We start from the raw sequence: 24,161 nt of genomic DNA, 5'->3' as shown, positions 1-24,161 counted from the left end.
AATATATAAATTATATTTAAGAATAAAAAAATTAGATTATGAGGAAGAATATAATTTTTCATAAGCCTTAACTAAGATCTCTCCTGCTTTTGTAATACTTTTTTTACCAAGGAATCCTAATGCTCTTAAAATAACAAGAGCTTTGTGAATTTCTTCATCACTTAAACTTAGATACTTCTTAATGAGTTTTACTTCATCCTCCTTATAACCTCTCTCTTCTCTACTTTCCTTCCAAATTTTATTAAATTTATCTAAATTATTGTAAATTACTTTTAATATGTTGAACGTTGTTGGAGTTATACCAAACTTTGTTGATAATAGTTCATTAATTTTTGCAGATTCTATTGCTGTCTTAACATCAGTTCCAAGGTCTGTAAGTTTTATAATTTTATTTTGTAATTCTACAATGAACCCTTTAGATTCTGCTTCTCCAATAGCCTTAATTATAGCCTTTTCATCTCCTCCTACAAGATCTTGGACTAATTTTATAACTTCATCTTTATGTATATATTTCCCCTTAGGAACTTTTAAAAGTATTGCAATATCATATTTAGTTAAATAGGGCTTTCTCTTAATACTCTTTGAGAATTTAATCATTGTATGTCCTTTTTGAGTAACTCCTTTTTTTATTAAACCTTCTTCTTTACCTGCTAAAACCCACTCAGCTATTGGAACATCTCCACTCAATGCATAAGTTATTGCCTTTATTCCCTCAGTTGTAACGACTCCTAACTCTACTATTGTTCTACCCCAGTTTGTAACCCAGTATGTATCTTTATTTTTCATAAACTTTCTTTCTATTAGTTCTTTAGATTCAAGAGTGTGCAAAATTTCTCCAAGATCTTCAACATCTACTCTTCTCTGAATTTCACTGTATGTTGGTAAGATATCGGGAGTATGTTTATTAATCTCCTCTAATTTAAGCAATCCTTCTAAAACCTTTATCTCATCGTCTAATACATAAATTGGCAATGTCTTTTTTTCAACAATTCCCATAGATTCATAAGTATCTATCATCGCATTACCTAATTCTGTAACTCCACTCTCATCATGGAAACCCATTTCATCAAGTTCTTTTGAAGTTCCTCCCGATCTTAATAATTCAATATCACTACCCTTTAAAATTAATGGTCTATTAAATACTTTAACATAAGACAATATTTTTAATGCTAAATCTGCTGTTTTTGTTGTTGTATATGCCTGCCCTCTTTCAGTTCTTGGAGATATATAGAGCATTCTCATTGCTTGGAGTGCATTAACAATATTATCTCCATATTCTACAGTGTTTTTGTGAGTAATCAACTCTTCTAATGTACTAATTTTAGGAATTTTATTTATAAAGTCAATAATTTCTTTTGTTAAGTATAGAACTGGATGTGTTTCTGTAAATATTTTTAGTATTTCTTTTCCAATTTCATTTAAATTTTCATTTTCATCTAACATCTGTCTTTCTTTCAGTAAAACTTTCCAATTTTCTGGAATGTAATTAGTTTCCTCAAATAGTTGTAATATCTTTATTATCTCAGTATCGACGAAAACATCTGGTAATTCTTCAATGTTTAATTTATCAACGATTTCCATAAGCTTTTTTCCAGCATCTGTAAATGTTATTTTTCCATCTTCTAATTCTACAAATCCTAAGATAAACAATTCAAGGATTCTACTTTTAAAGTCTTCTGGTAATTTCTTTCTAATTTCCTCTTGAACATCTGTTTTTTTCATTTCTCTTAAAATTTCAAGATGTCTCTTCTTTAAAAACATCATTTCACCTTAATTTTTTAAATTTACTTAAAATAGTGTTTTAAAATTTATTATAATATAAAATATATTTATGTTGTTAATACTATAAAAAATTTTCTTTAAATGTAAAATGTGATTATAGAAATATATGAATGAAAAGAAATAAAATAAAAAATAAGAAAATTTATTAAGTAGGTTAAAAATTTGACTAACATACTAATGATTATTACCAAAAAAATTATTTTTCTCCTCCACCATGCCTACTTTTTCTAGGTCTTATCTTTATTATTTTTAGAAATTCTTTTTCATCATCAATAAATACACATTCTCCTTTATTTAAATCTTTAATATACACTTTTAATTCTTTTCCCATATACTCCTGGTTAAGTTTATTTAATGCATTTATATCTTCCCTATTTGTTACTTTATGTGCAAAAATAATATCACACTGACTTAAAACCTCATTATCAATTGCTGAGGGTTGTTGAGTAGCTATGACTAAATTTAATCCTGGTTGTCTACCTTCTTTTGCCCATCTTATTAGTATTTCTTTTGACAATGTTGATTTTCCAGAAGGAATAAAATTATGGGCTTCATCTATAAATAACCAGACTTTTGGCATTTTTGATGGTAAATTTAACATTTCTTTTTTTCTTGATTTCAATCGTTGGTTAAATAAATATTTTGCAATTATCGATACAATTAAATCTCTCAATCCATATCTTCCACTTTCAATAACACTCAAATCAATAACATTTATTGTGTTTCTTTCAAAAATTTCTTCTATTGGTATATATTCATTTGAAAAAATACCCCATTTTTTTGCCATATTTAGACGGTTAATTAATGCTTCTTTTGTAGTTTCTTTAGATTTTGTGTCCCTTTCTACTTCATAAATAATATCATCAATTGTAAAAAAATCCTTCCCAATATTATCAATTGCTCTATATAACGCAATTCCCATCATTTCATTTATATTCAAATTAAATAAATCACACCAACCCTCAGCTGAAATATCAGAAGGATTTAATAAAAGTTTTTTGAATTCTACTCCTCTATTTTTCATTTCTCTTATAACATCTTCATCAAATCTTTTGTCTATTTCCCCAGGAACTATTAATTTTATAGAATATCTTTCTGGATATAAATCCCAATCCCAAAGGTTTTCTTCTTGTTCTTCGTTTGGTTCTACCATAGTCCAAAATATTCCCATCGGATCAATAATAATTTTTAAATAATCAGGATGTTTTTCTTGAAGTTCTTCAACTAAAACTCCCAATGTATAGCTTTTACCACTACCTCTTTTACCACAAATAAAAATTGCATGAGATTTTGAAGCATCAATATAAACCTCTTCACCTAACCTATCTTTTAGTTTTTCTCTCCCAATAAATAACATAACTACCCCTCAATTATAATTAAAGGCACAAAACACTCTTCAAATGATATATTCCCATGAGAACCTTTTTTATATTTTTTTGTAAAGTCCCACTTTATACCATGGTCAGCAGTAATTACTATGAGATAGGACTGATCAGTTTTATTTAGATGATCTATTAAGATATTTACATTCTCAAATATTTCTTTTATTCTATTAATTATGCTTTTTTTACTAACTTCTCTTAACTTATGTGCATCATCATCTAATCCAATCTTATAAATTTGAATATATTTTTTTAATAATTTATTTTCTGTGATGATGTTGTATATATCCTCATCATAATAAAAAATGTTCTTTTCACTTATGTATCTAAATAAAATGTCCGTTAATTTATTTTTTCTATTCCAATATGTTTGTCCATATCCTTTATATCCAAATTTATAAAGTTCCTTTGCGATAGGTATATCATTTTTTCCATAAACTATATTTTTAAGTCCATTTTCAGTTGTTGTTTTTCCATTAACAAATATAGGTTCAGCACTATAATTTATCTCTGCATTTATGTAATCCCAATAAGATAATCCATCAATAAGATACAAGATAACAGTTTTTGGGGTTTTAGTATTTACATAATTAATGATAAAATCCTTAATATCTTTTTGTGTCCTAACATATTTCTCAATTAAATGATATTTTTCATTAATAATTTTATTTAATTCTGGCGTAAAAGGATTATGATCTATTTCATAAATAGGTAGTCTATAGTCAAATTTATCAGTTATAACAAATTTTTTCTGAGGAAGTTTTTTATTTGGATTATCTACCATCGACCAAAAATCATTATAAGAGATGTCTTCAAAATCAAAAAATAGAAGAGAAAGTTTATGTTTTATTTTTAAGTAACATGGAGTCTTTATTTTTTCTATTTCTTCCTTACAATTATTTTTATATTCTCCTCCATATTCAATAGACATTTTAATGTCCCCTCAATAGACATATTTAGATGTTTTGCAAGTTCTTTAATTGAAATTTCACCATATTTATTTAATACTTCAATTATTCTCCTTTCTTCTTCTTTTAGCTTATCAGATTTATTTTTTTCAATAATTTCTCTCTTTATCTCTTTTCTAACTTTATCTATCTCCCCCCATATTTCAAGTATATTAGATTTCACTTCTTCAACAATATCTACTATGTTCTCGATATTATTTATAACATCAAGATCTATGCTGTTTAATTTATTTTCTATCTCATTTAGTGTTTTTAGATAGTTTTCATCATTGTCCAATTTTATTTCTACGTCTGTCTTTAATGATACTATGTAATCATATATTCTGTTTAGAACATAATCTTGAAGATACGTTCTTACATTTCTTACAAGATTTTGATATGCCGTCTCTTTATCTTCAATACTAAATGCTTCTCTGTATGAATATGAAGGGATATCCAACAATTTTAATGAATTAGATAAAAAGTTCATTTTTGTTTTTATTTCGTCTTGAATCCTATTAAATTCATTTCTTAAATTACTCTCTTTTTTCTTTATATTACTTTCAATTAATTCAATGTCTTTTTCAACATCTTTATCCATATACAGGTAGTTTTCACCATCCCTTGCAAAGTTAGTTATTATTTCATTTAATAATTCGTTGAATCTTTCATATTCTTTGTCAATATCAAGATATTCTTTATAAGTGTCTATTTTTTCATATAATTTTTCCAATTTTCTAAGAATAGCTAACCAGGATTTAAACTTATTATATTTCTCATTAATATCGACATATTCTTTTTTTAATTCATTCATTTTTTTATTAGCAGTTTTTAAAATCTCTGCTAGAGCTTCAAGATTCCTTGAAGATGTTATAATCTCTCTTAATTCTAATAACTCTTTTGATAGTATATTACATTTCTTTTTTGTTCTCATTAATAGTTCTTTTAGATGTTTTGATACATCACTTAATGCATAATGTGTCTTTGTAATATCCTCTTTTAAATCTTCTATTTTTCTTTTTAGTTCATCAGTTTTTTCTCTTGTTTTTAAGATTTCATTTAGTAATTCTTCCTTATTTTTAGTTATTTCATTTTTAATTATTTCGTAATAACCTCTTAAAGTTTTTTCCCAACTTTCTAAAAGTTCTAAGTCCTTGTATAATAAATCAGAATTTTTCTGATTCAGAATCTCTTCTTTTTTAGATAGATTTATAGGAATCTTTGGAATATCCTTTCCATATTTTTTATAGAGATTTACTACATCCTTTGCAAGTTTTTCAACCTCATCAAATTTATTTAAAACATCAGTATTTGTTATCTCCTCAAGCTTAAATATATAGTCTTTTTTAATTTCAATGTATCTTCTACTTTCAAGGATTTTTAAAATTTCTTCAACTTCTTCTCGAGTGTATCCTAAGGTCATTCCATAATTAATTATTTCATCAATATGTATTGGTTGCGTCCATTTTTCAATAAAATTTTTTAATATTTTTTCTTCAAGAGGATGTTTTTTTAATCTAACAACAATTTTATCTTTTTTACCCCACTCTTCTAAGTGTATTAAATCCTTCCATTTTCCGCTTTTACATTCTTCGTCAAATCCTGCAACACTTGGATTTTTACTACCAGTTAATTTAGAAACTAAGTTCTTTTTAGTAGTTTCAAATTTATCTCCTCTTCTCTTTGAAATTGGTAGAGATTCTAATAACATTCTATATCTCTCTAAATCTTTTTGCCAGTTTGTAGAATGAATTAATGTTTTATAATCTTTAAATTTATATTCACAGATTCTATTAAATATTTCTTCAACCATCTTTTCTGATCTTGCTTTTATCTCATGCTTTTCTGCTAATTCATCAGAAAACAAAAATCTTTTTAAATATTTTATAAGAATATCTCTTAGGAATTTAATCTCACCTTCATATTTTATATACTCTCCTTCTTTTTCTTTTAATTTACCAAAATAATCTAATAAACATAGCATAAACATAGGTGTAACTTCTTGTGGTTTAACATACTGTTGAAGTTTTTTTAACTCACCAGGTAAATTATTTTCTCCAACTCTTTTTAAAACATTAAATTTAAAAATTACCTCTCCTTTTTTGTAATTAATTATTAAATCACTATTGTCTATATTTTTATCTAATATAAATTTAAATTCAATATCTGATGAAATATCGCCTACTAAATTTTTAATAAACTCCAGATCTCTTTTTCCAGGTTCTTTCTTTAAAGAATATACACTAACTATTCTATTAGGATATTTCTTATTAAAAGTTCCAATTAATCGATGATAATATCCATAGTTTATAGGAATTCCTGGACTAAATGACCATCCTATAATTTGAGGACCTTTTCTTCTTGGAAAGATTTTAGGCAATAAATGATTTACAAATGCATCAATCATTTCATCTTCCCATGATTCATTAAATACATGTCTAAATTTTCTTATATGTTGTTCAACATAATCATTAGAACTCTCATCTAATAAACCCTTTAATGAATACCCTTCAATAGCATAAAGAATTTCAGTTCCATAGTAAGCATCTGAAAGTTCTTCAAACTCTTTATATAAACCATACTTTTTTATTATATCATCAGAAACTCCTCTTGGAAAGGCACCCAACAATTTAATAACTTTCCTTTTTTCTTCAGAATTAACCTTATTCAAAGATAAACCTTCATTTAAGGCATCTAAATATTTTTGTTGTATATATGCAATTTTGCCATTTAAGATATCGTCAACAAAATCAAATAGAGAATAGGGTTCTAATTTTTCTTTATATTTTATACAAGCACACTTAAATGCTCCAATAACCGTTCTTGGACCTTTACCTAAATCATCTCTTGAAGATATCTCACCAATACTTCTTAAACAATCCTTTGTTATAATATCATAAGGATTAAACCCTAAAAGTTCGCCATATTTTTTCCATAATTTTTCTGCAAAATCTACATTATATATATTTGCTAAATTTAAACAGAATCCATCTTTTCGTAATCTGTCAATTAAATCCCCAGCTCTTATGCTTAAATCTTCTAATTGATAATCAGGAATTATGAACAATATACCTAATCCTATATTACTAATACTAAGTTCAAAAATAAAGTTTCTTAAATCGTTAATAATTTCCATATTATTTATACCTTGCACTTCATCTACAAAAATTGCTAATCCGTCATAATGTTCTTTTATAAGATCATATATTTCCTTTAGAAAGTTCATTAGGTCTTTTGGAGTTATTGACATAATTAATTTACCTCTTTCTATGAAACTATTAATTATTCTTCTCGCTTCATCTTTTGTTAAGTGTTCTTTTTTTGCCAGTTCATCTATCTCTTTTTCTATACTTAATGTTTTATATTTTCTATAAATTTCTTCAATTTTTTCTACATATTCAGGATATATATGTTTATAAACATGTTTTGTCCATCCATAGACAGCATCCATTATTGTATCAAGTTTTCTATCAAACTTAAATGGTGGAACAGCTAATATATTATTATTTTTACAATATTCCCATAAACTTAGAGCTTTACTTGTCTTTCCATAACCATAAGGAGCGGAAATATATCCCTTAACAGTTTTTCCTTTTTTAATTTTTTTTACAAATCTACGATCAAATTCTTCATCATCAACTCTTATGTATGTTTTTAAATGTTTCTCATATTTATCTACGACTAAATCAGGATTATATATTAAACTTTCAGCTGATTGTGTATCAACTACAGGACTTTTATTTATTATATGTTCTAATACACTAATATCCATATATCCTCCCTCTAAAAATTTTCCATAAATCAATATTCGAATTTTGAATATTAACATTTATATTTTTTCCAATAATTGGAGATAAATTATTTAACACTTGTTTCACATCATATAAATTCAATTTTAACTCTACTCCATAATCTAAAATTTTCTCTTTTGAGATATATATTACTTTTTTTGCTTTTAGTGAAACCATTCTTCTAACTTCTCTCCAGTCATCTAAAGTTCCATTATCAATAATTGTATTTATATTTCTTGCATTATGATTTTTAAATATTTCTTCATTTTCAAAATATATAAAGTTGTTATCTTTTGCAAATACCCATCCTAAAAATGTTTTTCCAACCCCTTTTTTTCCATAAAGATTAATAACATCATCATAAATAAGAAATTCTTTCAATTTTTTATATGCTTTTTTTTGGTTATAAGTTAGCCAATCATATGAATAATTACTTTTGATATAATTTATTAAAGAAATATAATCCATAGTCTCCCCTATAACACATCTTCAAAAGTCCATGTTCTTTTTAATCGCACATACTTTCCAAACATTTTTATTGAAATCTCAACGAAGTCATAGATGAAATCAAGATCTTTCAAGAGATTATCTATCGTATTCTCTTCAATCAAACAAAACTTACAGAGTTCTTCAATTTTATTCTCATCTAAAAGCATTAATGAACCGTATTCCTCTCCCCACTGTTTTTTATATAGGTAATCAATACCCCATAATAATAGATGTGGCTGACAATAATCTCTGAGATTGAATACATTATTTTCATTAATTGGAGATGGATAAAGTGACTTAATGAAGTTCAAAGCTCCTATGACACTTTTTTGACTAAATGAAATGCTTCCTAACCCTTCTTCATAAGCCCTTTCTTTTACCTTTTGTTCAATATCTTGATAATTTACTTTTCTTTCAATGTATTCATTGTAAAGTATATCTATTACATTTCGGTATGACCATCCAATAGGCTCTTCTGATGAATACATTTTATAATGTAAATAATTGTTAAAGGTGATTTCATCCATTTCTAAAAGGAATTCAACTTCACTATCGGATATTATTTTATTTTTTATAATGTTATTAGCTCTAATAGTGCTTGCTTTAATATCGTCGGGTAAATCACAACCGTATTTAATATTCTCTAAAATTATCCTTATAATTTTGGGTTTTGCTGATTCTTGAATATGAAAACTACCTTTCATTTTTTCACCATATCATATAATACAATAATGTTATGTAACCATCTATTAATTTCATATTTTTTCAATTTATCTATTGGATTACAAAAATAGCACACATGTCCATTTCTTAATTCATCAAATTTATAGTCATAACCAATATAGTTTTTAGCTCGTCTTGAGCTTTTCCCCGTGATATTGATTGTTCGCTGATTCGGTAAAAATACATCCCCAAAGCCTCCAGCTTTTTTCCAACTACTGCTATCAAAACTATCTATATATTCCCTAATTTTATTTATAGAACTTGGACCCCCAATTCCAAAAGCATGTAATTCAAATCCATAATCTTTTGCTAATATTGATAAATATTTCAAATTTTCTAAACTTTCTTTAGTTAATCGGTTAATTTGATTATTTTTTCCACACGTCCCAAAACTTCCAAAACCTAATCGTCTAACATTTAAATCTGCATAATTTTTAACACAATAATATATCATCTCTTTATTAATTCCCTGAACTACAGGAACAAATTTTTTTTCTAGTTTTCCGTTAAACTCTTCAGCAAAACTCTTTGCAAAATAAACTGTCTCATAAACTTTTCCCCAAGCAGTCTCTACACTATCAGATGAAACTGGTGGAGAATCTGGTAAAACATACCACTCTCCCCATTTATTATGTTCATAAAATTTTCTCAAAAATGAAAATAGTTGATGTATTTCAAACTTCCCTTGTTGAACATAGTATCCTCCACTATCAAACATAACAGTTGTTTTATATTTTTTCTTTAAATTTTTGATTTCTTGAATAGTTCCTTCTGATGAAACTATCGGAGTAAAGATTACATTTTCAAATGCCCATTTTTTTGGCTCATGTTTCTTTAAAAGTTCAACCATTTTTCTAATTTGACCTGGTGAAATTGTCAATGATGCATAAAATTCTACCATATTCACCCCTCTAAATATTTAGCCATTAATACTAAATCCTTATTACCTCTTGTATGGTTTTTTAAAATACCTTCAATTATAAAACCATTTTTTATAAAAAATCTAAGCCCTCCTTCATTATCTTTAGGAACCTCGGCATATATTTTTTTCTTTTTTAATTTTTTAGCTTTTTTTTCCAAAAAGTCAATAAAGTATACACCAAGAGATTTATTTTTAAATTTTTTGTCTATTGCAATATAATTAATTTTTAGATAATTTGGTTTTTCTCCATAAACTACAACTCCAATCAAATTATTTTTATAGAAAATTCCTGCTACATTTATAGTTTTAGAAGTCGTAATCCATTGCTTTATTGATGATTTATAAACAAAGCCCCAAATATCTACATAACTTAACAATATCTCTTGAACCTTGTCAACATAATTAACATTATCAATATTTTTAACTATAATTTTATTTTTAATTTTTTCTATTTGTTTTGATGACTTTTTATTTTTGTTGTTACTTCCAATTAATTCAAATTTTTTATATAAATCATAAATTTCAAAGATTATTTTTTGTTGCGTATTCAAGCCCATATTTTCTCGCCCCTATTGCATTTATAAATTGTGGATTTTTAGGAACATAAATATCTTTTTCAGTAATTTCTTTAAAATATTTCACGAATGCCTTATTTTCTGCAACTCCTCCAATTAAAGCAATAGTGTCGCAGTCAAATGGGTTCATGTTATCTATTTTTTTTGCTATAGTGTAATTTACAGATGATATAATATCTTTGACGGAATATCCATTCACAAGATAGTTAATTATTTCAGAAATCGAAAAAACAGCACAAGTATTATTTAATTTTAATGGATTTTTTGAGTAATATTTTCCAAAGTTCTCTATAGGAACATCTAAATACATTGCTATAGTTTGCAAAAATAGTCCAGTACCAGCTCCACATTTATCATTCATTACAAACTCTAATGTTTTTGTATTTATTATCTTTGTATCTTGTCCTCCAACATCAATTATAACTTCAACTTCTTTATCAACACCGTATATAGCAGCAGTAATTTCAGTTATGTGATTTCTAAATCTCTTTCTAAAATATCCTGTTGCAAAAACATCTTTATCATTATATTTTTCTAATATTTCATTCAATTTAATTATGGGATATTTTTTAAAGCTTTTCCCATCTACAATTTTTATATTTGTTGAACCTACATCAATACCTATCATAACTATCCCAATAGCTCTATAAATGCTTCTACTCTTAACTTTGTTTGTTCTGGTGTTTTTTGGGGAATATCTCCTTCTATTGTTAGCATAGGATAATCAATAAATTCTCTAAGAATTTCATCTTCTAATTTATGGTGACAATTCATTTGGGTATAGTGAATTACACCATCAACTTTCCGTCTTTTTAATTCTTTCTTTATGATTTTTATTCTTTTAGTTATATGATTTGCAAAACTGTATGTAGAATAACTATTTACTATATTCTTTATTGAATCGCCTCCCATTCTTACAAATTCATAAGCAAGTTCATTATAAACACAATGTACATTTATTTCATTTAAGTATTCATAAAAATCACTAAAAATTGGTGGGATTCCTATTAAAGCAATCCTATGACTATATTCAATGTTTTCATCTTTGTTTAATATGTTATAGATTTCTTTTTTGTATGCATTTAAATCTCCTTTTAAATCACTTGCAGAAATTGTAATATAAAAGGTATCTTTTCCATTTATTTTATCTTTATAGCATAATTCATCTACTTTTTTCGCAAGTTTTTTTATTTGATAAACTTCTCTTAAAGTAGTTTTATCAATATTTCCACCTAAAAAATCAATAAGTTTTTTTATTTCATTTTTAAAATGTTTTTTATCCCCAAATTGATAAAAAAAATAATATGTTGGTATTTTTTTCTTTAGCTCTATTTTTTCGGCATCAACAAGAGAATTTTGACAATCTCCACCAGCAACAACAATTAACTTATCAATTTTAATTTCATCTTTTAAAATTAATTCTCTCCAAGTTGCAGTCCATGCGCATAGTTTATTTTTAGGATAAATTTTCGATTGTGGAACTAAATTATTTAGGTCTATAGATGTATGACCTGCAGAATAAATAATTTCTGGTGGTATTATAGCAGTAATTCCAATTTTCATAAATGCACACCTACTAAAATTATTAATAAAAAAATAGACAAATTAAAATAAAAAATTTTTACATTATTTCTTCCTCTTCCACATTCTTGGGTAAGTTCCTCTGTCCATATAAACTCTTTCCATATCCACAGCAACGCCTTTATCAGCCTTTAATATTTCTTTTGTGCTCATTAAAGCCTTTCCTACACCAATAGCTTCCCCTTTTAGAGTTTCAACTAAAACTGTCTCTCCCTTCCCAATACCTTTACTTAACTTAGAGATTCCTCTAACATAAACATCTGCTCCATGACAAATAGCATCTACTGCTGAATCTTTAACAACAACCTTCTTTAAATGCCTTAAACCATACTCCATAGGTTTAATTATTTTCCTTAACTCTTCCTCATCTCCATCCTCTTTCCAAAAATGATAAGCATCTAATAGATCATGTAAATATACAGCATCTTTTTCTTCAAAACATCCACTTTTAGTTCTCCTTAGTTCTTGCATATGTGCAGATGTCCCCAAAGCCTCTCCAAGATCTTCGCATAGCTTTCTTATATAAGTCCCAGATTGGCATTTAACTCTAAATAATACATCTCTCCCCTCTTTATCTAATAATTCTAATTCATAAATCTTCCTTATCCTTAATCTTCTTTTAACTGCCGCCTTTAATGGAGGTCTTTGGTAAATTTTGCCAGTGAATTCTTTAAATACTCTTAATATATCATCTTCTGAAGCATCTCTATGTAAATGCATCAAACAAACATACTCCTTTGGAGGTAAATGCCACATAGGAATTGTTTTTGTCGCTCTCTCTAATGCCACTGGCAAAACACCAGTAACCTTTGGATCTAATGTCCCACCATGTCCTGCCTTATTTAAATTCAATATTTTTTTTACCCAAGTAGAAACCTCGTGAGATGTTGGACCCCTCGGTTTATCTATTACAACTACTCCATACTTTATTAAATCCTCTATCTTTCTCTCATATGGATTAGAGCCATAATCCCAATTAGTTTCTGCCTCTTCTCTTACTATTAATTCATCCTCAATCTTTGTTTTTTTACTCAAAATCTCACCACTACTTATAACTCTTTACAAATTTAAAAAACCTTACAAATCCTACTAAGACACCAACTAATAAACCAATAACCACATAAACCATATTGTTAGTATCTTTTCCTATAATATAACCAACTATAATACCCATAACTATACAAAAGACAAATTCAAAGGCAATGTCTCTAAACTTCATAGTCATCAGTTATATTTATTATGGTTACTAATAAAATAATTTTATTGAATAAGAATCTATTGAAGATAATTTCCAAATATATTGATTTTTTGTTAAATTAGAAATAGATTTAAATTAATATTGAATTTAATAATTATAAAGGCGTCGATGATGAAAGTTACCCCCACTGACATTGATGAAGAAATCGGCACTAACTGAGACGCACCATTTTAAATAATGGTATATGGGAATTACCATGCTAATAGATGAGATTATAAATAATTTAAAAGAAAATGAATTCTTAAATTCATCTCTTTTAACTAAAAGTAATAAAAATAGAGTATATTATGCAGTAAGACAGCCAGATGGTAATATAAAGGTTGTTCTACCGTTTATTTTTAAAAATGAAAATTTTTTAAAACTTTCTGAATATATTGATGGAATTGAAGGATCTACTCAGAGAGTTATTGAAGAAATAAAACAAGAAATTATTAAAAAAAAGAGGTTTCTCCCATTAGCAGGTTATTTTGGTAGAATATATAAAGCGTTGTATGAGCCACTTACAGTAGTTAATTGCGACTTAAATTTAGGTTATGATTTGTGGAGAGTTGATAACTACAATTACATTGAAAAAGATAAAATATATTTACTTTTAAGAATGATTTTTAAAGAAAAAGATGCTAAATCTATTGCTAATCAAATAAATAATTTATGTATCGAACTAAATGAATTTATTAAAAACATTCCAATTAATTTATTAATAGAAGAGGCAAAAAATATAATAAATCAAAAATATCTTAGAAATCTTTTGGATAATCTTAATTTAGTGTGTTTTATTGGCAACAACTCAAAGCCAGCAAGAAAATATACTGAGGTTAGGAAGCATTACAGAATTGCTGGACCTAAGGAAGTAAATATTCCCTTCGAATGTCCTGAAGAATTAGAGCCAATAGAAATAGAGTTAAAATATGGAAAAAGAGTTAAAGGTTTAGGAATTAAAAAGAAGGAGATTTTTATAATTACTGGGAGAAATGCTCAGGGAAAAACTACCCTATTACAGGCAATTGAGAGTGGAATGGATGATCACTTAATTGGAGATGGAAGAGAATATATAATTACTACTAAAAGTTTATCTAAGGCATCTACTGGAAGTATGGAAATGTGTGGGCAGGATATAAGTTTATTTTTTCAAAAATTGCCACCAGGACTTAAAGGAAGTCCAAAATCAGTTTATGGAACTGCCTCTGGTTCAATGTATATGGCTTATCAAATACAGAGAGCAATAAAAAATAAAATTAAGGTTATATTAATTGATGAAGATAACTCTGCTGTAAATCTACTCGTTAGTGGAGTTTTAAGTAAGTGGTTTGAAGGAGTTAAATCTTTATCAGAAATAATTATGGAAGACAGAGAAAAGTTAGGAGATAGTTCATTTATAATTGTTACGAGTTCATTAGATTTATTAACTGCCTTGGGAGATAGAGCTATTTATTTAGAGAATCATAAAGCTCATTATCTTGATTTGGATTATTTTAGAGAGGAGTTAGGAAAATTTTATTTAGAGTTAGCAGCAAAAATCTTTAACTTAAAAAATAGATAAACAAAAAGTAAGGATTTAAATAACAAATAGATTTTTGGGATAATTATGGAAAAAGAGCGTAAGATAACACTGATAGGTAGTAGGTTAGCAAAAACTGGGAAGGAATTTATATACTTAGGAATGATTGAAGAATGTAATAACTGCAAGTTTAAAAGATTATGCCATGGAAACTTAGAAGTAGGAAGATTGTATAAAATAATTTCAGTTAGGTCAGCAAATCATCCTTGTCCAGTTCATGAGGATGGAGTTAAAGTAGTTGAAGTAGTTTTGGCAGATTTAACAATTATGGTAGAATCAAAAAAAGCTATTGAAGGGGTTATTTTAAACTACGAACCAATAAATTGCGATAATTTCAATTGTAAATATTATAATTTTTGCAAACCAGAATTCATAAAAGAAGGAGAAAAATTCAAAATAAAAAATGTTATAAATGAAAAAATCAACTGCCCTAATGGAAAATCATTAAAGAAGGCTGTAATTGAATTAATTGAAAGTAAAGAGTAAAATTTCTTACTCTTTTAAATATTTTTCTAAGTAATAATTAATTATTTCTTCCCCACTAAGATAAACTAAATTATGCTTTTCAGCATATTTTTTTGTTTCGTTTTTGCTCATAGCATTTCCGTCATCTCCTAACATTTCACATATCGTTGTTATAGGAATAAGATTAGCCATCTCTGCCAAGGCAACAGTCATCTCAGTATGCCCTCTTCTATTTTTTACTAAACCTTCTGATGCTCTCAACAAAATAACATGTCCTGGACTTCTAAATTCTTTACCAAAATCATTATATCTATTATCTTTAACTAATTCAGTTAATTTTTTTATAGTAAATGCTCTATCTTTGTCAGTAATTCCAGTAAATGTTTTTCTATGGTTTATAGTGATTGAAAACGACGATTTCTCATCATAAGGTATGTCATTTGGATATAACTCTTTCAAAACTTTAAATTTTTGAGAGGCAAACTCTAAAATATCGACCATAAAAGGTATTCCTAACTTGTTACATATATCTGGATGTATAGCAGTGCAAATTAAACCTCCAGCATCCTTTCTCATCCTTTTTATATGTTCTGGTGTTATAAATTGAGAGGCAACAACTAAATCTGTCTCTCCTTCTCTATCATCTGAGTCATAAACTAAAATAAATTCTCCTTTTTTTAAGGCATTTAATGCTTTTTCTACATTATTCATCTTTATCTCCCTTGATTAATATTTTTATAGTGTCTCCGTCTTTTAAATTAAATTTTTTTCTTAAATTTATTGGAGCAATTATTTCTATAATATCTTTACTATGATGTGTTTTTTTTGGACATACGATTGCTCCATATATTTTTTCATTATTTATTAATATAGTTACTGGCAATATTTTAACTCCAAAAAACTTTTTACCATTGTATTCAAAATCCTCTGTTTCAATATATTTAAATTTATTTATATTAAACTCATTGTCTATTTTTAAATTTAATGTTCCCTCATAAGGTTCGAAGTTTAAAATTTTTTTAAAAGATTCTTTATATTGTGGAATTGATAAAAAATATTTCCCTTCTCCAAATCCAGAGACAACTGTACCCTCTAAAATCATAAATTTCCACCTTTTGATTTATAGTTACCAATTAACTTTAAAGCCAATATCTCAGCCCAAGATGCCTCTATTATAACACTCAACAGTATTGTTAAAAAAGTTCCAATTAGTATAGTTCCAGCAATATCTATTGGGGTTATATATTTAGTTATCTCCTTTGGAATTTTATCTGCATTTTTTAAAATTTCTACTCCAACAGTTGCCGCCAATGCCGCTGGAACTACACCCCTCGGCCCCTCTAAGGCAAAGTATAACTTTTCTTTAATCGAATATTTTGTTCCAATTAAACCAATAAATACTCCAATAGGTCTAGCTATAAATATAGAACCTAAGGCAACTAATAAACCAGGAATTAGATAGTTTTTAAACATACTTAATTCAACACACGCTCCTAAGAATACAAATATAAATATCCTTGCTAATAAAGATAAATCGTCGCAAAATCTTACTATATTTTCATAACTTTCAAATATCTTCCTTCTAAATAAAACATCTCCTAAATATAGAGCCATTATTGCAATAGCCATATATCCACTAAATCCATAGCCAATAACATTGGGTAATAGTTCATCTCCAATATATAAAATAATCATAGCCCCACCAAGAACTAATGGGGCTACATATTCATGAAAATTACAATGCACAATAATTTTTTCGTATATTTTACCTAACATTAATCCTATGATAATTGCTCCAACAGATAGGGATAATATATCAATTACTGGATTTTTTATAGTTGATGAAACTCCAAGTAATCCTAAGACAACACTTGCAGAAACAATTCCTAAGGGGTCGTTAAATATACTCTCTGCCTCTAAGGTTATAGCAATTTCAGGATTTGTTTTTACCCTTGAAAATACTGGAATTAGTGTGGCTGGATCTGTTGGAGCACAAATTGCCCCAAATAAATACCCTACTGGAGATGTGTAAGGAAGATTTAAAACAATATTAAAAATTAATCCTGAAATAAACAGAGTAATTAAAAAAGTTATAGTATCTAAACGAATAATAGTATTTATTACTTTTTTTAATAAAGAAACTCTCATTGTGAATGCTCCTCCCAACAAAATAAATATTAAGCCGATAGGTCCAGCATATTCAAAAATCTCCATAGCAGATTCAGAAGGGATAATTTGTAAAAATGGTCCTATAATTAAACCTAACAGTAATAATAAAGGAATATCTGGGATTTTTAACTTTTCAGATATTTTTGCTACAAAAGCTCCTAATGCTAATGCTAACCCTAAATAACCTATAGCCATCATAAGTTCCATATTATCACATATTTAAAATTGTAGAATATTATAAAATCATTAAAATTAATAATTCATTTAAATGACATTTAATTTCTTTAAAAAAAGATAATTAAAATTATATAAATACTTTTATCATATATTAAGAAGCATATTTTAAAAAACTATAATTTTACTCTTCTGAGTAAGCCCTTACTTGTAATACTGCCTCATCTAATCCAGTTTTTTCAACTTCCTCTGGAACTCTTAAACCTATTGTTATATCTAATCCTTTATAAATTATGAATCCACCAACAATCGCTATTATTGATATAACAATTGCACCAATTATTTGGCCAATTAATGAAACATTTGCCCCAGATTTTAATAAGAATGGAATTCCTGCACAAATAACTCCAATAAAACCACTCATAGCATGAACTGGACCAATTGCACAGACATCATCTATTTTTAATTTTTCCTCTATAAATTTATATGTATATGGCTGTTGAAATCCTGCTATTAAACCTACTATAAATGCTCCTATTGGTGTAAATAAATCAACACCACTACAAACAGCCACTAAACCAGCACACATTCCATTTGCAGTATATAGTGGATCGTTTTTTGAACTTAACGCTCCTCCAATTATCCCCCCAGCAAGAGCCATAGTTGTAGCAATTCCTACACTTGCCAATGTTACACCATTACTAACTCCTGTTGCACTACCTATATTAAACCCATACCATCCAAATGCTAAAATAAATGCCCCTAAAACTGCTAAGGGTATATTATGCCCAGGAATTGCCTGAGGTTTTCCATTAATGTATTTTCCAATTCTTGGTCCTAAAACATATGCCGCCATTAATCCAACTAATCCTCCAAATAAATGAACTACACCACTACCTGCAAAGTCATGATAGTTTATTCCCAAATTAGCAAATCCTCCTCCCCATGCTAAGTGTTCAACAATTGGGTATAAAATTCCAGCAACTAACAATGCTCCAATAAAATATGGAAGAATTTTTATTCTTTCAGCAACACCACCAGTTATAATTGTAACCGCCGCAGCGGCAAACATTGCCATTTTTAAAAACCATGCTCCTAAGTAAGCATTAAAAGTTCCAGTAATTAGAGGCATTATATTTTCTAAACCATAAGAAATTCCATATCCAATAAAAAGATATGCAATAAATACAGCCGCTAAGTCTAACAATTTCAAAACACAGTGATACGCAACATTTTTAGCTCTAAACTGTCCAATCTCTAACGCAATAAACCCTGCCTTCATAAAAAATATCAACGATGCCGCCCACATAAAGAAGAACACATCAACACCACTCATAACATTCATAATTTTCACCTCAAAGTTTTAGTAGGAACAAACTTACCTTCCACCCTACTTCCTTATGCCTTTAAAAAACAAAAGTATTATAATTAAATATATATTTTACTACGGAAGGAAATTACCTTCCTTTGAGGAACAGGGATAAAAATAAAGATAAAGATAAATAATAAATAAAATAAAGTTAGAAAAATAAATTATAAAAAGTAAAAAGAAATAAAAGTAATGGAGGGGTAAAATGAAAAAGATAGAAGCAGTAATAAGACCAGAAAAATTGGAGATCGTTAAAAAAGCATTAGCAGATAATGGATTTTTAGGTATGACAGTTACAGAAGTTAAGGGTAGAGGAGTGCAAGGAGGAATTGTTGAAAGATACAGAGGAAGAGAGTATATTGTTGATTTATTACAAAAAGTTAAGATTGAATTAGTTATAAAAGATGAAGATGTTGAAAAAGTTATTGACATTATTTGTGAAAATGCAAGAACTGGTAACCCCGGAGATGGTAAAATCTTCGTAATACCTGTCGAAGATGTTGTTAGAGTTAGAACTGGCGAAAGAGGAGAAGATGCTTTATAACCTATTTTCTATTTTTATTTCTTTACTGTATAAGTGTTATTTTTGTTATTTTAATAATTTAAATGGTGATATAGTGATTGGTATAATTGGAGGTACTGGAATTAGTAGTATATTAAAAGGAAACAAAGAAGAGATAATAGAAACTAAATATGGAAAGGCAAAAGTTATGATCGAGAAAGAAAGTGATGTGGTTTTATTATTTAGGCATGGAGATAATCATAAAATTCCTCCACATAAAATAAATTATAGAGCAAACATTTACGCATTAAAAAAATTAGGTGTTGAGAGAATATTGGCAATAAATTCAGTTGGTTCTTTAAAAGAAGAGTTAAAGCCCGGAATGTTTTTTATTCCAAACGATTTTATTGAATTTACAAAGAAAAGAGAGGAAACTTTTTATGACGAGGGAAAAGTAGTTCATATAGATATGACAGAGCCATATTGCCCAGAACTTAGGAAAATTTTAAAAGATATTCTAAATAAAAATAATTTTGCCTATGGAGAAGGTATTTATGTTTGTACAGAAGGGCCAAGATTTGAAACTAAGAAAGAAATAGAAATTTATAAAAATTGGGGTGATGTTGTAGGAATGACTGGCTATCCAGAGGTTGTTTTAGCGAGAGAGTTAGAAATATGTTATGTATCTCTGTGTAATATTACAAACTATGCGTGTGGAATATCAAAAAATATCTTAACTGTTGATGAAGTCTTAGAAACTATAAAAGAAATGGAAGACAAAATTTTAAAAGTTGTTGAAGAATTTATAAATTATGATTTTGGAGAAAGAAACTGTATATGTAAAGAATCTCTAAAACATGCAATCATAGGATAATAATTTGGTGATAATTTGCTATCTAAAATTTTAAGTATTTTTAGTAGAAAAAATAATAAAAAAGATATTAAAAAATCCATAAATAATAAATCACATAAAATCATTGAAATTGATTATAATAAATGTAAAAATTGTTTGTCGTGTTATAGAGTATGTAAAAATAATGTCTTTGACATTGAAAATAATAGAATTGTTGTAAAAAATGAAAAAAATTGTACAAAATGTGGAGAATGTGTAAGAATATGTAGATATGGAGCTATAATCCTTTATAGATGATATATTAAAAAGGGAGAAACAATGAAATTAAACAAAATTATAAAAATTTATGAACTTGATGAAAAGGAAAGAGGAAATATATTAAATTTTTTAAAAGGAGAGATACTAAAAGGAAAAATTATTATCTGTGGAACGGATACATTATATGGAATATCTGCAAACGCGTTAGATGAAAAAGTAGTAAAAAAAGTTTATCAAATAAAAAAAAGAGATTTAAATAAGCCATTATCAATCTGCGTTAAAGATAAAGAAGATATTGAAAAATACGCATATGTAAATGATTTGGCTAAAAAGATAATTGATAATTTTTTACCAGGACCTTTAACTATAATTTTAAAGAAAAAAGATTTAATTCCAGATATAGTTTCTAAGGAATACATTGGAATAAGAGTTCCAGATGAACCAACAATTAGAGAGTTATCAATAGTTCCTTTAACAACAACATCAGCAAATATATCTGGAAAAGAGAGTCCTACATCTATGGAAGAGATAGATAAAGAAGTTTTAGATAAAGTAGATTATGTTGTAGATATTGGAAAGTGTAAGTATTCTAAGCCATCTACAATTATTAAAATAGAAGATAATAAAATAATACCAATTAGAGAGGGAGTTATAAAGATGTCTGAAATTTATGAAATTTTATAACAATATTTCTCATACTCAACATTGTTATTTTTAAATATACTTTCAACAGTGTTTAAAATCTCTCCATAACTATATTTTTTATTTAAATCTATATTATCCTTTAAAATTCTTCCAGCATCATCATCTCTTATATTTTTTATTAAAAATATTACAGAGCCATTTAATATTGTTGGATTTTTTAATATCTCATCTCTATCTCCATCTGTAATTCCCAAAATTTTTATTCCAAATCTTGATAATATATCTCCACATACTGTTGTAGTATCATCTCCTATTGTTATAGCACATATAACATCCTTATCTTTAATCATCTTTAAGACATCTTCCCCAGAGTGATTAACAAAAATAACATATCCTTCATTTAAATCTTTAATAACAATTTTTGGTTTTGTTGGATGTCTCCTTAAAATTCCAGTTTTTATTACAGCCTTTTTTAAATCAATATTTTTTAATTTATTTATTCCTTCTTTTTTTAATTCTCCTCCAATAATATCAACAATTTTTCCATTCTCAGAAACTAAAATAACTTCATTACTATTTGCTTTTCCTATAACGATACCATTAATCAATATCGATTCTCCAACATCTACACCATGAACTTTTCTATAAACTCTCTTCCCATTCTCCCAAATTTCTAATCCCTTACTTATACATCTTTCAATTCTCAGATTTAATTCTTTTGATAGATAGTTAGCAATATCTTTTACAATTTTTGAGCCATTATCATTCCAAATTATTATTGTTCCATCTTTTTCCCCAGGTCTTTCAATTTGAATAATTGGTTTATCTATATTTGCTCTTTCAACTACAATTTTTCCAAAAGTATGTCCAGTAATCTTTAACTTTCCATAGTTCATTAATATTAAAATATCACTGTCAGATAACTTCTTTAAAGATTGAGAAGGCATTAATTTTTCAGAAATGTCTATAATATCTTCCAATTCATTATCTATAACTGCCACTCTTCCCATTGTTCCTCCTAACTTAGCCTTAACTTCTCCAAATTTCTTTAATAAATTTATAATTTTTAATGCATATCCTCTATCAACAATCTCTGGACCATGAACAACAATCCCTATTTTCATTTAATTCACCATCTTATACTTCCATCTCCATAGTCCTTTTTTTATCCATTCTTCTCCTAAATTATTCTTTTTAGCATATTCTTTTAAAATATTTTCCCATTTTACCCATAACTCTGGAAATTCTTTTTTAATTTTATCCATTTCACCCATTTCCATAGCTGGACATATAAAACATCCGATTCTGTCGAAGCCTTTTTCATACAGTTTATTGTAAGGGGCATTTTCCTTTAACAAATATATCCAAACGTGTAAAGAACTCCAATGATATATCGGTAAAGCATTTATCTGTTTTTTAATGTAAGTATTTCTATAAATCATTCTTTTTTTTGCTCTACTAAAACTTTCATACTTTCTAATTCCAACAAATGCTAAAACATCATCTTTATAATTTTCTTCAATAAATTTTTTTAAAGGTTCCAATTTACAAATTTTAGAACACCATCTATCGTCTCTTGAAGGGATTCCGTATTCTTTAACTTTCTCCCAAAAATCTTCGCCTTTTAATCTTATAATTTTAATATTATAATATTTTTCTACTTCTTCAACATTTTTTAAAGTTTCCTCAAACTCTAAGCCAGTATCTATAAACATAACATCAATATTTTTTTCTAATGCTTTTAAAGTTAAAATTAATGTTGCTAAACTGTCCTTTCCGCCAGAAAACGCTACCATAACTGGCTTTTTTAATTTTTTATAGGTATTTTTTATAAATCCAATGGCATTTTTTTCATAGGATTCAATAACTCCTTTATTAGCCTCAACCATTATTTTAAATGCTTCCTCTAAACTGTTATAAATCTTTTTAGGTTCATAATTTTCATTATCAGATTTAATAAAAAATCGAACCTTAACAACTTTGCCTTTTTCCATCTCTTTAATTTTCTCAGAAGAAACTACTGATAAACCTACACCAACTACTCTGTTATTTTCATCTAATATAATAACATCATCTTTTTCTTCAATATCATTAGTAAATTCAACGATTCCGGGCTTTAAAATAGAACCTTTTCTATTTTTGAAAATATCAACGATATCGTTTTTTATTTTGACTATTTTTTTATATGCACTCTTTTCTATTAAATCTCTCGCTCCACTTAATTTTAATTTAATTTTCCATTTTTCTTTATTTTCATCAAAGTATAAGATATATTTAGCTTCTCCATCAACTATAACTTCATATGCCTCTTCATTTCCGGGCAGTTTATTTAATAAAATTATTTTCCCATTTAATACATTTTTTGCACCAAATTCTTCCTCAATGACTTTGTTTATAAAATCAATATCATACTGAAAACCTAATCTTGGATCTCCTGGGGGAGTTAGTTTCACATCCTTAGATTTAGAGCCACAAACTTCGCAAACTTTGCCCAATAATGGAACATTACAATTTTCACACCACTTCAAGTGAATCTTTCCAATGTATGTTTTCATAAGTATCACACTTGAGATTGTCAAGATAAGGATAAGAGGTAGTTATAGATGGAGGCGAAAGAATTAAGCCAGGAGATAATGGTAATAAATTTGGAATTATTAGGGAATCTATTATAGAAGGACTTAGTTTTTCGTTTAAGGAGGGAGAAGAAGCTTTCTACAC

At 27.3% G+C, this 24,161-nt stretch carries 24 protein-coding genes and 1 pseudogene; 6 read left to right on the top strand and 19 right to left on the bottom strand.

The genetic code is table 11. The features are described 5' to 3' along the window. Positions 1-36: 36 nt before the first annotated feature. The 12 genes from HZY31_RS02330 to HZY31_RS02275 all read right to left on the bottom strand — a co-directional run bounded on the left by HZY31_RS02330 (position 37) and on the right by HZY31_RS02275 (position 13,417). On the bottom strand, positions 37-1,761 hold the full coding sequence (locus HZY31_RS02330) for a DUF505 family protein (protein WP_297317862.1): 1,725 nt from the start codon (positions 1,759-1,761) through the stop codon (positions 37-39). Between the two features lie 217 nt (positions 1,762-1,978). Continuing rightward, on the bottom strand, positions 1,979-3,139 hold the full coding sequence (locus HZY31_RS02325; RefSeq protein WP_297317861.1) for an ATP-binding protein: 1,161 nt from the start codon (positions 3,137-3,139) through the stop codon (positions 1,979-1,981). A 2-nt stretch (positions 3,140-3,141) separates the two neighbouring features. After that, complete coding sequence (locus HZY31_RS02320) at positions 3,142-4,095, bottom strand: alkaline phosphatase family protein (RefSeq protein WP_297317860.1); 954 nt, start codon at positions 4,093-4,095, stop codon at positions 3,142-3,144. Further along, complete coding sequence (locus HZY31_RS02315; RefSeq protein WP_297317859.1) at positions 4,044-7,883, bottom strand: hypothetical protein; 3,840 nt, start codon at positions 7,881-7,883, stop codon at positions 4,044-4,046. The genes HZY31_RS02320 and HZY31_RS02315 overlap by 52 nt, the downstream gene beginning before the upstream one ends. Continuing rightward, a complete protein-coding gene (locus HZY31_RS02310; protein WP_297317858.1) occupies positions 7,873-8,370 on the bottom strand; it encodes a hypothetical protein in 498 nt (165 codons plus the stop codon). Before HZY31_RS02310 ends, HZY31_RS02315 begins: the two co-directional genes overlap by 11 nt. Before the next feature lie 8 nt (positions 8,371-8,378). Further along, the gene (locus HZY31_RS02305) at positions 8,379-8,918 is read right to left on the bottom strand and encodes a hypothetical protein (protein WP_297317857.1); all 540 of its coding nucleotides are present in this window, start codon (positions 8,916-8,918) and stop codon (positions 8,379-8,381) included. A 173-nt stretch (positions 8,919-9,091) separates the two neighbouring features. Next, positions 9,092-10,015 carry a hypothetical protein gene (locus HZY31_RS02300; RefSeq protein ID WP_297317856.1) on the bottom strand — a complete coding sequence of 308 codons (924 nt, stop codon included), beginning with the start codon at positions 10,013-10,015 and terminating at the stop codon, positions 9,092-9,094. 2 nt (positions 10,016-10,017) lie between these two features. Then, positions 10,018-10,593 carry a GNAT family N-acetyltransferase gene (locus HZY31_RS02295; RefSeq protein ID WP_297317855.1) on the bottom strand — a complete coding sequence of 192 codons (576 nt, stop codon included), beginning with the start codon at positions 10,591-10,593 and terminating at the stop codon, positions 10,018-10,020. After that, a complete protein-coding gene (locus HZY31_RS02290; protein ID WP_297317854.1) occupies positions 10,559-11,239 on the bottom strand; it encodes an acyl-CoA dehydratase activase in 681 nt (226 codons plus the stop codon). The genes HZY31_RS02295 and HZY31_RS02290 overlap by 35 nt, the downstream gene beginning before the upstream one ends. Positions 11,240-11,241: 2 nt before the next feature. Then, positions 11,242-12,174 carry a 2-hydroxyacyl-CoA dehydratase family protein gene (locus tag HZY31_RS02285; protein ID WP_297317853.1) on the bottom strand — a complete coding sequence of 311 codons (933 nt, stop codon included), beginning with the start codon at positions 12,172-12,174 and terminating at the stop codon, positions 11,242-11,244. Positions 12,175-12,237: 63 nt separating this feature from the next. Further along, entirely contained in the window at positions 12,238-13,245 is a 1,008-nt protein-coding gene (locus tag HZY31_RS02280; protein WP_297317879.1) for an RNA-guided pseudouridylation complex pseudouridine synthase subunit Cbf5, read from the bottom strand. Next, a complete protein-coding gene (locus HZY31_RS02275; protein ID WP_297317852.1) occupies positions 13,238-13,417 on the bottom strand; it encodes an AtpZ/AtpI family protein in 180 nt (59 codons plus the stop codon). The genes HZY31_RS02280 and HZY31_RS02275 overlap by 8 nt, the downstream gene beginning before the upstream one ends. Positions 13,418-13,646: 229 nt before the next feature. Between HZY31_RS02275 and HZY31_RS02270 the strand changes: the two genes are divergently transcribed. Both HZY31_RS02270 and HZY31_RS02265 read left to right on the top strand, forming a co-directional pair. Next, complete coding sequence (locus tag HZY31_RS02270; protein WP_297317851.1) at positions 13,647-14,990, top strand: P-loop domain-containing protein; 1,344 nt, start codon at positions 13,647-13,649, stop codon at positions 14,988-14,990. 45 nt (positions 14,991-15,035) lie between these two features. Then, entirely contained in the window at positions 15,036-15,494 is a 459-nt protein-coding gene (locus HZY31_RS02265) for a UPF0179 family protein (RefSeq protein WP_297317850.1), read from the top strand. A 6-nt stretch (positions 15,495-15,500) separates the two neighbouring features. Here HZY31_RS02265 and ribB read toward each other — a convergent pair whose 3' ends face one another. From ribB to amt, 4 genes are all read right to left on the bottom strand, one after another. After that, positions 15,501-16,184 carry a 3,4-dihydroxy-2-butanone-4-phosphate synthase gene (ribB, locus tag HZY31_RS02260; RefSeq protein ID WP_297317849.1) on the bottom strand — a complete coding sequence of 228 codons (684 nt, stop codon included), beginning with the start codon at positions 16,182-16,184 and terminating at the stop codon, positions 15,501-15,503. Then, complete coding sequence (gene ribK, locus HZY31_RS02255) at positions 16,177-16,575, bottom strand: CTP-dependent riboflavin kinase (RefSeq protein WP_297317848.1); 399 nt, start codon at positions 16,573-16,575, stop codon at positions 16,177-16,179. Before ribK ends, ribB begins: the two co-directional genes overlap by 8 nt. After that, on the bottom strand, positions 16,572-17,849 hold the full coding sequence (locus HZY31_RS02250) for a cation:proton antiporter (protein ID WP_297317847.1): 1,278 nt from the start codon (positions 17,847-17,849) through the stop codon (positions 16,572-16,574). The genes ribK and HZY31_RS02250 overlap by 4 nt, the downstream gene beginning before the upstream one ends. A 151-nt stretch (positions 17,850-18,000) precedes the next feature. Next, on the bottom strand, positions 18,001-19,152 hold the full coding sequence (amt, locus tag HZY31_RS02245; protein WP_297317878.1) for an ammonium transporter: 1,152 nt from the start codon (positions 19,150-19,152) through the stop codon (positions 18,001-18,003). Positions 19,153-19,390: 238 nt separating this feature from the next. Here amt and HZY31_RS02240 point away from each other — a divergent pair, with 238 nt between their 5' ends. The 4 genes from HZY31_RS02240 to HZY31_RS02225 all read left to right on the top strand — a co-directional run bounded on the left by HZY31_RS02240 (position 19,391) and on the right by HZY31_RS02225 (position 21,482). Beyond that, positions 19,391-19,729, top strand: a complete 339-nt coding sequence (locus tag HZY31_RS02240) for a P-II family nitrogen regulator (RefSeq protein ID WP_297317846.1) — start codon at positions 19,391-19,393, stop codon at positions 19,727-19,729. Between the two features lie 73 nt (positions 19,730-19,802). Next, on the top strand, positions 19,803-20,561 hold the full coding sequence (gene mtnP, locus HZY31_RS02235; protein WP_297317845.1) for an S-methyl-5'-thioadenosine phosphorylase: 759 nt from the start codon (positions 19,803-19,805) through the stop codon (positions 20,559-20,561). 15 nt (positions 20,562-20,576) lie between these two features. Then, positions 20,577-20,837: an ATP-binding protein gene (locus HZY31_RS02230; protein WP_297317844.1), complete on the top strand. Its 261-nt coding sequence runs from the start codon at positions 20,577-20,579 to the stop codon at positions 20,835-20,837. A 21-nt stretch (positions 20,838-20,858) separates the two neighbouring features. Then, positions 20,859-21,482 (top strand): L-threonylcarbamoyladenylate synthase, encoded by a 624-nt coding sequence (locus tag HZY31_RS02225; RefSeq protein WP_297317843.1) that lies wholly within the window; start codon positions 20,859-20,861, stop codon positions 21,480-21,482. Here the strand turns inward: HZY31_RS02225 and HZY31_RS02220 are convergent. The 3 genes and pseudogenes from HZY31_RS02220 to HZY31_RS02210 form a co-directional block, all read right to left on the bottom strand. Then, positions 21,467-22,567 (bottom strand): DUF2117 family protein, encoded by a 1,101-nt coding sequence (locus HZY31_RS02220; protein WP_297317842.1) that lies wholly within the window; start codon positions 22,565-22,567, stop codon positions 21,467-21,469. The genes HZY31_RS02225 and HZY31_RS02220 overlap by 16 nt on opposite strands. Then, positions 22,568-23,998: a phosphoadenosine phosphosulfate reductase domain-containing protein gene (locus HZY31_RS02215; RefSeq protein WP_297317841.1), complete on the bottom strand. Its 1,431-nt coding sequence runs from the start codon at positions 23,996-23,998 to the stop codon at positions 22,568-22,570. It lies immediately after the preceding gene. Between the two features lie 20 nt (positions 23,999-24,018). After that, positions 24,019-24,161: pseudogene (locus HZY31_RS02210) on the bottom strand (IS6 family transposase); the annotation flags it as partial.

The organism is Methanocaldococcus sp. (genome assembly GCF_024490875.1).
Taxonomy (GTDB): Archaea; AGJL01; Methanococci; order Methanococcales; family Methanocaldococcaceae; genus Methanocaldococcus.
Note: the sequence above shows the minus strand (reverse complement) of the source record. Positions and strands in the feature narration are given on the sequence as shown.